Origin of the sequence: Streptococcus sp. HMSC065E03 (assembly GCF_001815045.1) — a bacterium.
GTDB classification, from domain to species: Bacteria; Bacillota; Bacilli; order Lactobacillales; family Streptococcaceae; genus Streptococcus; species Streptococcus parasanguinis_AD.
Map to the genome: position 1 here is coordinate 213,744 of NZ_KV818853.1, position 11,135 is coordinate 224,878.

General features: G+C 39.8%; 13 protein-coding genes and 1 pseudogene. 3 read left to right on the forward strand and 11 right to left on the reverse strand.

Annotated features, from left to right (window positions below):
* The 9 genes and pseudogenes from HMPREF3002_RS07710 to HMPREF3002_RS07750 form a co-directional block, all read right to left on the reverse strand.
* The coding region (locus HMPREF3002_RS07710) for an alpha/beta fold hydrolase (RefSeq protein WP_141754509.1) at positions 1-196 on the reverse strand (196 nt) is incomplete at its 3' end.
* A 214-nt stretch (positions 197-410) separates the two neighbouring features.
* Positions 411-2,498, reverse strand: a complete 2,088-nt coding sequence (locus HMPREF3002_RS07715; RefSeq protein ID WP_002890512.1) for a heavy metal translocating P-type ATPase — start codon at positions 2,496-2,498, stop codon at positions 411-413.
* Positions 2,482-2,844 carry an ArsR/SmtB family transcription factor gene (locus tag HMPREF3002_RS07720; RefSeq protein ID WP_002890511.1) on the reverse strand — a complete coding sequence of 121 codons (363 nt, stop codon included), beginning with the start codon at positions 2,842-2,844 and terminating at the stop codon, positions 2,482-2,484. The genes HMPREF3002_RS07715 and HMPREF3002_RS07720 overlap by 17 nt, the downstream gene beginning before the upstream one ends.
* Before the next feature lie 14 nt (positions 2,845-2,858).
* Positions 2,859-3,692 (reverse strand): annotated as a pseudogene (locus HMPREF3002_RS11355) (ZIP family metal transporter).
* A 365-nt stretch (positions 3,693-4,057) separates the two neighbouring features.
* The gene (locus HMPREF3002_RS07730) at positions 4,058-4,846 is read right to left on the reverse strand and encodes an alpha/beta fold hydrolase (RefSeq protein WP_070665974.1); all 789 of its coding nucleotides are present in this window, start codon (positions 4,844-4,846) and stop codon (positions 4,058-4,060) included.
* 78 nt (positions 4,847-4,924) lie between these two features.
* A complete protein-coding gene (locus tag HMPREF3002_RS07735; protein ID WP_004182882.1) occupies positions 4,925-5,263 on the reverse strand; it encodes a type II toxin-antitoxin system RelE/ParE family toxin in 339 nt (112 codons plus the stop codon).
* Entirely contained in the window at positions 5,256-5,549 is a 294-nt protein-coding gene (locus HMPREF3002_RS07740; RefSeq protein ID WP_004182883.1) for a type II toxin-antitoxin system RelB/ParD family antitoxin, read from the reverse strand. Before HMPREF3002_RS07740 ends, HMPREF3002_RS07735 begins: the two co-directional genes overlap by 8 nt.
* A gap of 266 nt (positions 5,550-5,815) precedes the next feature.
* Complete coding sequence (locus HMPREF3002_RS07745; RefSeq protein ID WP_002890497.1) at positions 5,816-5,998, reverse strand: hypothetical protein; 183 nt, start codon at positions 5,996-5,998, stop codon at positions 5,816-5,818.
* Positions 5,999-6,177: 179 nt separating this feature from the next.
* Positions 6,178-6,744: a hypothetical protein gene (locus HMPREF3002_RS07750; protein WP_070665977.1), complete on the reverse strand. Its 567-nt coding sequence runs from the start codon at positions 6,742-6,744 to the stop codon at positions 6,178-6,180.
* A 356-nt stretch (positions 6,745-7,100) separates the two neighbouring features.
* Here HMPREF3002_RS07750 and HMPREF3002_RS07755 point away from each other — a divergent pair, with 356 nt between their 5' ends.
* The 3 genes from HMPREF3002_RS07755 to HMPREF3002_RS07765 are packed head-to-tail and all read left to right on the forward strand — an operon-like array spanning position 7,101 to position 9,429.
* Positions 7,101-7,904, forward strand: coding sequence for a MerR family transcriptional regulator (locus HMPREF3002_RS07755; RefSeq protein ID WP_173019380.1), 804 nt, complete (start codon positions 7,101-7,103; stop codon positions 7,902-7,904).
* Complete coding sequence (locus HMPREF3002_RS07760; RefSeq protein WP_049472761.1) at positions 7,901-8,716, forward strand: ABC transporter ATP-binding protein; 816 nt, start codon at positions 7,901-7,903, stop codon at positions 8,714-8,716. Before HMPREF3002_RS07755 ends, HMPREF3002_RS07760 begins: the two co-directional genes overlap by 4 nt.
* Entirely contained in the window at positions 8,713-9,429 is a 717-nt protein-coding gene (locus HMPREF3002_RS07765; protein ID WP_049472760.1) for an ABC transporter permease, read from the forward strand. Before HMPREF3002_RS07760 ends, HMPREF3002_RS07765 begins: the two co-directional genes overlap by 4 nt.
* 105 nt (positions 9,430-9,534) lie before the next feature.
* Here HMPREF3002_RS07765 and HMPREF3002_RS07770 read toward each other — a convergent pair whose 3' ends face one another.
* Positions 9,535-10,389, reverse strand: a complete 855-nt coding sequence (locus HMPREF3002_RS07770) for an ADP-ribosylglycohydrolase family protein (RefSeq protein ID WP_070665981.1) — start codon at positions 10,387-10,389, stop codon at positions 9,535-9,537.
* Between the two features lie 21 nt (positions 10,390-10,410).
* A partial coding sequence (locus tag HMPREF3002_RS07775; protein ID WP_070665984.1) for an alpha/beta fold hydrolase occupies positions 10,411-11,135 on the reverse strand: 725 nt, incomplete at its 5' end.

Genomic DNA, 11,135 nt, shown 5'->3' on the forward strand with positions numbered 1-11,135 from the left:
TCTCCAAAGCAGAATCTTCCGTAGAAACATAATCAAGTTGATATTCCTCGCCGTGGCCATTCAAAGTGGGTAGAATAATACGGTAGTCTTCTGACAAAATACGTGCTTGACGAAGATAATTCCACCAAGAACTGCCACCGCCATGTATCAGCAAGATAGGAGGCGAATTCTTATCACCAAATTCATGGAATTTCATGTTTAAACTCCTTACTTTAGGACTTTCACTTGCTAAATCCTTGTTTAATCAGCTCGTAGAAGCAAAGCTACACACTCCACGTGTCCTGCTTCATGTAATTGAACACTAGTTTCCTTGAACTCTTTGGTATATTTTTGGCTCATTTGGACATCTCCTTTGGTTAGATACTATTCTACCAAAACGTGTCCATAAAATCATACTAACATCAGTTCACTTACTTTGACAAAGTGGAGGTATCTATCCTCAAGACCCTCAATGCATTCCATACTGCTAGTAGCGTTACACCAACATCTGCAAAGATGGCCTCCCACATATTAGAAATTCCCAATCCACTTAGAACCAAGAAAATTAGTTTAACTACAATAGCCAAGGTCATGTTTTGTTGGGCTATTCTGACTGTCTTTTTTGCCAGTCGAATGACTTGAGGAAGTTTTCCAAGGTCATCATCCATCAGTACAACATCTGCTGATTCAATGGCTGCGTCCGAACCTAGCCCTCCCATAGCAATACCAACATCTGCCCTAGCAAGAACCGGTGCATCATTCACCCCATCTCCAACAAAGGCAACAGCCTGCTGAGACTGAGTCAGAATTTCCTCAAATGTACTCACCTTATCCTGAGGCAAGCAATCTCCAAATGCATCATTAAAGGCAAATTGCTGTGCAAATTCATCAACCACTGCCTGACGATCGCCTGAAAGGAGAACCGTCTTTTTAATTCCGACTGCCTGTAAATCCTTCAAGGCCTCGATGCTCGTCTCCTTCACTTGGTCTGTGATAAGGAAATAGCCTAGAAAATGACTGTCCTCTGCCAAATAGAGAACTGTTCCTGTGCTGTCAATAGCTGGATAAGCAATCCCTTGAACTTCCATTAATCTAGCATTCCCAAGATAGAGCTGTCTGCCATCTACCCTACCGGACATGCCCTGCCCTGGTAGCTCGGTAATCTGACTCACCCTATTCTCGTCCACTTCCTGTCCATAGGCTGTTCGAATAGAGTTTGCGATTGGATGATTGGAATAGCTTTCCAGATGGGCAGCGAGGTACAGAATATCATCCTCGACACCTTCTGCGTTGACAACGGTATCCACCGCAAAGATACCTTTTGTAATTGTCCCCGTCTTATCAAATACGACCGTATCCAACTTGGCAAGAGCCTCTAAATAATTCCCACCTTTCACTAAGACACCTAATTTAGATGCTCCCCCTAGCCCGCCAAAGAAACTCATTGGTACCGAAACCGCAAGAGCACAAGGGCAAGAAATGACTAAAAAGGTAAGTGCCCGATAAAGCCAAGTCGACCACTCCCCTAAACCAAGCAAGGGAGGCAGGCTTGCAAGCAGAAAAGCGATTCCGACAACCACTGGTGTATACACACGCGAAAAACGTGTGATCATCCGTTCCGTCTCCGCTTTTTTATTGCTTGCATTTTCAACTAATTCCAAAATTTTGTTGACCGTTGATTGCGAAAAAGTCTTACTCACTTCAATTACCAATGGACTAGTCAAATTGATCACACCACTTGTAATGTCCTCACCAACGCCAATTTCCCTAGGCAGTGATTCTCCTGTCAAGGCTGACGTATCCAGAATAGAACGACCTTCTCTGACCAGACCATCTAGGGGCACCTTCTCCCCAGGCTTAACTAAAATATGGTCCGCAACCCTTACTGTTTCAGGGTCTACTTGAACGGTTTCTCCCCCCTCTAGTCTCCAAGCCTTATCCGACCGAATATCCATCAATCGTGCAATGGACTGACGAGATTGAGAGGTGGCCTTATCTTGGAAATACTCCCCAATCTGATAAAAAAGCATGACGGCTACTGCCTCTGGAAATTCTCCCAAGAGAAAGGCTCCTAAGGTCGCGATACTCATCAAAAAGTTTTCATCAAAAAGATTACCACGTTGAATATTTTGAACCATCTTGATAAGAACCTTATGGCCGATAATGATATATAGGGTCAGATAATAGACCAGACGAATCCAGAAATACTCCTCTGGCAGGAAAAAGCCGAAGGCAAATAGAATCATAACAGCAAGTAGCAGCTCTTTCGCCCAATCTCGTTTTTCTGGAAGTGCCTCTTCCTTTTTCTCACTGATAACTTCGATTCCAGGTTCAATAGCATCCACCAAGTCAATAATTTCCTTATCTATCCCATCTTCGCTTTTTGTTTCCAAAATCAGCTTTTGAGCTATCAGATTGACAGTGGCAGATTCTACCTGCTCCAATTGATTGACAGCACGTTCAATCTTAGCAGCACAATTGCCACAGTCAATTCCTCGAAGTTCATACTCTTTCTTCATGTTTTTCCTCTTTCAAATGTTTCAGTGTCAAAGACAAGACTGCTGCGACATGATCGTCCGCAAGTTCATAATAGGTCATCCTTCCTTTTTTCTCCCCCTTGACCAATTGGCAGTCCCGCAGATAGCGTAGTTGGTGAGAAATAGCAGACTTGGTCATCTGTAACGCAATCGCTAAGTCTCCGACACAAATTGGATTTTGCCGTACTGCTTGTAAAATCCGCAAACGAGTTGGGTCAGAAATCGCCTTAAAAAAATTGGACATATTTAGCAATGTAACGGTATCAAACTCCGTCTCATGGACCCCTTGAATTAAATCTGGATTACAAGCTGTTAAACACTGTGACATATTTTCTATTCCTCCTATACTAAAGTTGTATCAAGTAACATCATGATTAGAAATCCGGCCATAACCCCACCTGTCGCAATATCGGTATTCTTGTGCTCTTGAGCACCTGGCACAAGTTCTTCCACTGCAACATAAATCATGGCTCCCGCCGCAAATAAGAGAGCATAAGGTAGTAGCTGGGTCATAGACATAACAGCATAGGCCCCTAAAACAGCTGCAATCGACTCAACAATCGCTGACATGGCGCCATAGTAGAAAGCTGATTTCCTACTTCGCCCTTCTACCCGTAGTGGCAAGGACAAGGCAGAGCCTTCTCGAATATTTTGGATGCCAATTCCCAAGGCCAATCCAAGGGCACTCATTCACGTAAAGGAAAGTCTAGTTGCGAGATTTGCCACACTAGCAAATGCCACACCAACTGCTAAGCCCTCTAGTATATTATGAAACACTACCACCAGATAAAGCAGCATGGTCTTTGATAAGGGTCTTTTGGGATTCAAAATCCCTTCCTTATCACTCATCTGATGATTCAAATGCAGGTCGGGAACCAAATAATTAATAAAGCGGATAAATAAGCCCCCGACAATAGAACCAACAGCCGTCGTCAACCAGTAAAATCTGTTCGCAGCTATTGACTGGCTATAGTCCAAAGAAGGGACAAGCAAAGGCCAGACTGCCGCTGCCGTCATAATGCCCGCTGCCAAGCCCATCATCATATCCATGAATTTTTGATGAATGGTTTTGACAAAAAAGACCAAACTAGCACCGATAAGGGTACAAAACCAGTTGAATAAGCCAGCTAATAAAGCTTGCATTACTGGTGATAGAGAAGAAAAATTACATCTCATACCTCAATAATCGATGATTCAGTTGAACAACCACTCAACTATTATCATTATAGTTGAACACTTGCTCAATTGTCAAGGAAGAAAGTAAAAAAGCTATGAGAAATCCACATAACTTTGTAAATTATTGAAGCAATCTCGTATTCTTAGAGAATATCACAATGCCATAAAAAGCCCAAAGGACTATTTGGAATTATCATATCATATAACGCTTTGACACAATTTAACGATTACTATATTGAGAAACAAACTTTACTCCTCAAGAAAGTTAGATGTTCCCAATGCTATCCGTAAGAGTACTTAAAACCTTGAAACATACTGATTTCAAGGTTTTTATAACGTGTTGAAGATTATGTACTATTTTTGGTTCAGTTTACTATAAATGAATCACTCTTTAAAAATGGTATCACCAAATCAACCCACTCTTGAGGCAGGTAAGCTGATAAATAGCCGTGATTATAGCCCTTTACTTCATACAAAATCGTATTTGGATGTAGCTGCTGAAATAATTTCGCCGATACTTTCACACAGTTTAATTCTTTTTCACCATAGATATACAAAACCTGAGCTTTGCTAGCAGAAATCGTATCCTTCAGCTTGTAACGCCCCATATAGGTTTTGTAAATGGTCACCAATGTTTTGATAGGCGTCCTTGGCAGATCCTCCAAATAATATGCTTTTATTTCCTCTGGATAAGCCAGTTTAGGATAGAGTTTGTTCATCATGCTTAATTGAAGTTTGCAAGAGATTTTACTGAACATCAATTTACCAAATAGAGCTACTAGAAAGATGCTAATTTTAGCTAACTTTGGTTGAGGAATACAGAGACTTCCGTCTATGATGGCCTTCTCAGCTATCTCGCTGTCTAAAGACAAAAGCTCCATGGCAATTTGACCACCAAGTGAAACGCCACCGATCGCAAACACCTTTCCACCACAGTTTGCTTTGACATAGTCTAGGATCTCCAAAGCAGAATCTTCCGTAGAAACATAATCGAGTTGATATTCTTCACCGTGGCCATTGAGTGTTGGTAAAATGACATGGTAATTATGAGACAGGAGACGAGCTTGTCTAAGATAATTCCACCATGAACTTCCGCCACCGTGTATCAATAAAATGGGAGGCAAATTTTTATCACCAAATTCATGAAATTTCATATTTGATACCCTTCCAAATGTCTCATATTGCCAATACCATACTTGTCTTGAAAGTCTATGTCCATCCGACTCTTAAATCTACTTATAGAAAATCTTCACCCAATCTTGTTTTGCACTTAGAATACGAGCAACAAATACTGTATGATTCTCAATATAATAAAATGCGAGATAGTTCTCTATTGGCATATAACGATAGGTTTTCCCATCGTCAGTCATTTCACCGTAACCTCTACTAGACACAAGTGGACATGCTTCTGGAAATATTTCTAAGGTTTCAAGAGCAGTCAATATCAAATCGACTTTCCCATCCGCAGATTGTTGGCTATAAAAATTCATAACGATATAGTCGTGAATTTCTCGTATATCCTGCTTAGCTCGATCCGCAAGAAAAACCTGATAGCGTTTCAACTTAGTCAAGACCAAATTCCTTTCTCACATCTGCTACAGAAGTGACTTTACCTTGCGCAATTTCCTGATGCCCGATTAAAATTTCCTTCTTTAAATCCTCAAAAGCCACTTGATACTGCGTATCCTGCACATCACTAGAAACAAATTCTCTTGCATCAACTGTCCTATTGGCAATTTTTCTAAGTGCTGCATTGAGAACATCTGATACCGTAATTTTTTCGTCTGCTAAGATGTCTTTCGTTTTTTGGTAAAATACCGAATCTGCTCGAAAATTTACCGCTTGTGTCTTTGCCATACTAAAAACTCCTTTTGTAAATACATTTTGTATATACATTCTAACATATAAAAGAAAAAGTATTCAACTAAAAATAAAAATGACTTACAATAAAAAGCCCTGCAATCAAGGCTTTTCCCTCTACATATTTTCTAGGCTCGTACAAGCAGTGATACCGCCTCCACATGTGGTGCTAGAAAATATCTATATTATAGACCAAAACTTTTGTTCTTTTCTCAATTAGATAACATTTTTAGCTCAGTACAATTTTGGTAAGGTACGTTTTATTAATTTATCGGACGAATCGATACATCTCCAAGTCCAAAAGAGAAATTGTCAAAGATATCCTGATAGTCGAATGGAATTAGTTGCCCTGTCTGGCTCATAAGAGCAAAGTCAACGCCTAATTCACGAATGAGATAGGGACACAGTGTAAATCCATTTTTCTCAATGATAAGAGCCAAGTCCAAAGAAGGGAATTCGCTCCTCCTTTGGGAAGGACTGCTTATACAAGTCGCTGATGATTCCCCAGTGTTTAAAAGGATTAAATTTAATTTGTTTTAAGGTCAAAAATTTCTCCTTAATTCCACCATCTAGCAAAATAGAAGTCTTTTTAAATATAACTCACGTCACGCCTTCGCAACGTTCTTTAGTTTAACGATTGAATCTCTTCTTTGACATATCCTTCTACATCTTCAATCTCTACAAACAGCGGGTCTAAGTGACACAAAAAGTGCCAATCTTCGGTGCCGCGTTTTCTGTAGAGAATCGCTTCGCCGTCTTCACTTCCGAAAAAGCTTCTGTCAACTTCATACCCTTTGTTTTCTAGAAATACTTTTGCCTTGCGGAAGTTTGCTTCTCGTGCTTCGACATAAGCTTTCACTTCATCGTTATTCACGACATATGCATCTACTTTTGTAGCTCCTTCGATCATTTTATCGTTTTTAACGGATAGATTCGAAATTTCTTTCCAAATAATGTCCACATTTTCCTCAGAATTAAACGAAAATCTAGATAAAGGGACAATATTTCCATTGAAGACAATCTCCATATAATCCGGTAGATTTTTTGGATTAAAATACTCCACATCAAAACTATCTTCTTTTTCTAAAGTATATCCCGGGATTTGCGCTACAAAGGCTCTTCCCTCTTCTAAAGAATCAAACACGACTAAATCTTTTGAATAATTGTTTTGGTAAAATTCTAATAGATACATCCTTAATCCTTTCAATATTTAGATAGAAGATAGTTTTTTAGCAAACTAATATACTCAACACGTGAGGATAGAGATTCAAGCATTCTTTTTACTAAATAGGATTGATTGCTAAAAATTTCACCAGCTTACCTCCTCTTGTCTCATCCTCAATTATAACACGTTTCCACTCACATATCAGATATTTATTATTGGACCAAATAACCTTTTGAAATAGAAAACAAGCTCACCAATTCATCAAGTCTATATTTTTTATGAGATTCTTCATTAATGCTAAAAGATTTACAGTTTAAATTTTATTAAAAATCCTTGTTCATGACCTTACGTAACGATGTATAATAGGTATGAGGAGGTGGGTAATGATGGCTAAATATAGAGCAATTCCGGAAGGATTTATGACAGTGGGGGAACTTGCTAAGAAAATGGGCATTACCATCCGTACTCTACAATATTACGATAAAGAGGGGCTACTTTCCCCATCGGCAGAAAGTGAGGGAGGTCGCAGGCTTTATACCGATAAAGATATAGTGCTACTCCATCAGATTCTATCATTAAAATCATTAGGCTTTTCTCTCAAGGATATAAAGGGGCGTTTGATCTCTTTGAAAACACCTGATGATGTTGCTAAGGCTCTTACAGAGCAAGCAGATATTCTTCGTAAAAATATTGAACAACTTAAGGATTCTTTAGTCGCAATAGAGCAGTTAAAGGCAGAAGTTTTACAAATACAGACGGTCAATTTTAAGAAGTATGCAGACATTATTGTCAATCTACAGATGAAGAATGACTCCTACTCTCTCATTAAGCGCTTTGATGATGATACGCTCGACCAGATACGCAGTCGATTTGACAAAAAAAGCGGGCAAGATTTTATGGATAGGTTGAACCGCCTAAGTGATCAAATCGTAGAGCTTCAGAAAGAAAATGTACCAGCTGAAAGCGAACAATGCCAACAGGTTGTGCAAGAATACTGGAGTTTGATTATGGAGTTTACAAATGGTGATATGAGCATGCTTCCGAAGTTGATGGAAATAGGGAATATTGATACCGCCTCAAACGCTTGGGAAGAAAAGCAAAAAATCGTTAATGATTATTTAGGGCCTGCTTTACAAGTCTATTTTTCAAGGCTTGGAACCAATCCCCTTGAGGAGGTAGAACCATGAAAGACGCAATAGAGGTTTCTGGATTAAAGAAAAGTTATGGTAGCAATATGGTTCTTAGAGGTCTCGATTTTCAAATCAAACAAGGAGAAATCTTTGCTCTGCTCGGAGTGAATGGAGCTGGAAAAACAACAACGCTTGAATGTATCGAAGGTCTGAGAAAATATGACGAAGGCACTATCGTTGTAAACGGGAAAACCGGAATTCAACTACAGTCCTCCTCTCTACCCGCTCACATCAAACCGATAGAAGCCATAAAGCTCTTTGCAAAATGGAATCATACATACATTGATAATGCTATGCTAAAGGCCCTTGGCATAAAAGAAATGAAGGAGTCGCAATACATAGAATTATCCACCGGTCAAAAAAGAAGATTACATCTTGCTCTTGCACTTATCAGTAATCCGGATATTATTTTTCTCGATGAACCGACAGCGGGACTTGATGTTGAAGGAAGACTATCCCTCCATGAAGAAATCCGAAAGCTCAAATCACAGGGCAAGACAATTGTTTTGGCAAGCCACGATATGGCCGAAGTTGAAACCTTATGTGACCGCATTGCTATTTTGAATAGTGGAAAGATCGTCTTTTGTGGTACTCCTTCAGAACTAACAGACAGGTTGGGAAGAAAATATTTCATCCATTTAAAGACCCGGGACGGAGAGGAATCTTTTGAAACAGATACGATCGAGGACACTTTGATTTCATTATTGGAAGAATGCAAACACAAAAATATCCAGATATTGGATATCAAGGTTGATCGTGGCACACTGGAGCAGCATTTCATCGAAATGGCAAGGAGGGGATCGGAATGAAAGGATTCTTATATAGCCTAGCATTACAGTGGAAATTGGACATACGAAGTAAGTCTCTCTTGGTTACTTACTATATTGTACCGCTTATTTTCTTTCTTCTCATGGGTGGTATTTTTACTTCCGTTATGCCTAAAATGGGTAGTACACTCATTCAGTCAATGATTGTCCTGAGTGTTTCTATGGGGGCCTTTCTCGGCTTACCGCCTTCCTTGATTGAAACATTCGGAAGCGACATAAAAAAGATTTATAAAGCAAATGGTGTGCCTATTCACTTAGGACTGGTGACCATGGTTCTCTCTGCCTTTGTTCATTTGATAATGACTTGCATAGTGATCCTACTGCTTGCTCCAATTTTATTTAAAGCAAGTCTACCGAGTCAACTTCCCCTTTTCTTTCTCGCTCTGGGCATCTACATTTTCGTATCGTTGAGTATCGGAAGTATACTGGGCCTTACTGTAAAAAATCAAGCAAAGCTTACCATGATAGCGCAACTTGTCTTTTTACCCTCAATTATGCTCTCAGGAATCATGTTTCCTAGCAACTTACTACCTGATTTTCTTCAAGCAATCGGGCGTCTTTTCCCAGCCTTTTGGGGATTCCGATTGATGGTCAATCATGGTTTTGGTCTTGAAAATCTTTGGTATCTGATTCTTGTATCCTGTATTGCAGTAATATCCTGTATCCTCCTCTTGAATCAGCAAAAATCTAACTAGGTGCCTGAATAAATCCATAGCAACATTAACTTTTAAGCAAAAAGCGACGAGATTGTTTCCTATCTCGTCGCTTTGCCGTTTTTAGTTGTCTTTATCTAATCTCTGTTATGTTATTGAAACTTCTTGCTCCCATCGTCTGAGGACATCCTTTAAAGGCTCATCAAGATAGGTATAGGCCTTATCCTTAATCCAATCAGGTATGCCATAAGCTGCTTCTGCTATACTTCCTGTGATAGCAGCAAGAGTATCACTATCCCCACCAAGAGAGATGGCATTTCTAATCGCATCTTCAAAATCTGTACTTTCAAGAAAAGCAATGATGGCTTGAGGTACCGTATCCTGACAGGTTTCATTGAAATGATAGTTAGGACGAATGTCATCGAGTGATGGAGAAAGGTTATATCCGTACTCTTTCTCTATGTATTCCTTTATACGTCTTTTACACTCTGTAGGATGATCATTGATTGGTTGCTCGTAGTCGCCACAATAGCCTCCAAAGTAATAACGACACAGAAAGATAGCATCAGACGTCGCCATAGCTCCTTTGATACCCTCTGGATGGTTATGAGTCACCTCTGCAGAAAGTCGTGCAAGAGCTCTTCTGGACGGCCAAGCTCCTGTTCTGGCACAGAAACTACAATCCATCACCCAAGCACAAGGAGAAACACGCATGGCAGAGCCATTGCCAAAGCTATTATAAGGGGAACCATCATTGCTTTGAATCCACGTATTAAACCTAGGCCCGTACCCAGCATCGGGATACATTCTGCCATATTTCTTCATGGCATCAATAAAGTCATCCTTCTGACCACCGTTCATAATGGCTTCTGCCACAGCACAGGTCATAACCGTATCGTCAGTGAAAAAACAATCCTCACGAAATAATGGAAAGTCTTTCGTTTTAATATTGCCCCATTCGTAAACAGAACCTACAATGTCTCCTACTATTGCTCCTAGCATAAGATTCCTCCTTACAGCATATCAGATTTCCAATGGATCACTCTTTAAAAATGGCTCAACCAAATCAACCCATTCTTGAGGCAGGTAAGCTGATAGATAGCCATGGTTATAGCCCTTTGCTTCATACAGGATCGTATTTGGATGTAGCTGATGAAATAATTTCGCCGATGCTTTCACACAGTTTAATTCTTTTTCACCATAGATATACAAAACCTGAGCTTTGCTAGCAGAAATCGTATCCTTCAGCTTGTAACGCCCCATATAGGTTTTGTAAATGGTCACCAATGTTTTGATAGGCGTCCTTGGCAGATCCTCCAAATAATATGCTTTTATTTCCTCTGGATAAGCCAGTTTAGGATAGAGTTTGTTCATCATGCTTAATTGAAGTTTGCAAGAGAATTTATTGAACATCAGTTTACCAAATAGAGACACTAGAAAGATGCTGATTTTAGCTAACCTTGGTTGAGGAATACAGAGGCTTCCATCTATGATGGCCTTCTCAGCAATTTCACTGTCTAAAGACAAAAGCTCCATGGAAATTTGACCACCAAGTGAAACACCACCAATCGCAAACAATTTCCCACCACAGTTTGATTTGATATAGTCTAGAATCTCCAAAGCAGAATCTTCAGTAGAAACATAATCAAGTTTGTATTCTTCACCATGGCCATTCAAAGTGGGTAGAATAACACGGTAGTCTTTTGATAAGATCCGTGCTTGACGAAGATAATTCCACCAAGAACTGC

Coding starts and splice junctions, on each gene's coding strand:
- HMPREF3002_RS07730 (WP_070665974.1), bottom strand. CDS start 4,846: ATGAAATTTCATGAATTTGGTGATAAAAATTTGCCTCCCATTTTATTG.
- HMPREF3002_RS07715 (WP_002890512.1), bottom strand. CDS start 2,498: ATGAAGAAAGAGTATGAACTTCGAGGAATTGACTGTGGCAATTGTGCT.
- HMPREF3002_RS07755 (WP_173019380.1), top strand. CDS start 7,101: ATGATGGCTAAATATAGAGCAATTCCGGAAGGATTTATGACAGTGGGG.
- HMPREF3002_RS07720 (WP_002890511.1), bottom strand. CDS start 2,844: ATGTCACAGTGTTTAACAGCTTGTAATCCAGATTTAATTCAAGGGGTC.
- HMPREF3002_RS07750 (WP_070665977.1), bottom strand. CDS start 6,744: ATGTATCTATTAGAATTTTACCAAAACAATTATTCAAAAGATTTAGTC.
- HMPREF3002_RS07770 (WP_070665981.1), bottom strand. CDS start 10,389: ATGCTAGGAGCAATAGTAGGAGACATTGTAGGTTCTGTTTACGAATGG.
- HMPREF3002_RS07740 (WP_004182883.1), bottom strand. CDS start 5,549: ATGGCAAAGACACAAGCGGTAAATTTTCGAGCAGATTCGGTATTTTAC.
- HMPREF3002_RS07760 (WP_049472761.1), top strand. CDS start 7,901: ATGAAAGACGCAATAGAGGTTTCTGGATTAAAGAAAAGTTATGGTAGC.
- HMPREF3002_RS07765 (WP_049472760.1), top strand. CDS start 8,713: ATGAAAGGATTCTTATATAGCCTAGCATTACAGTGGAAATTGGACATA.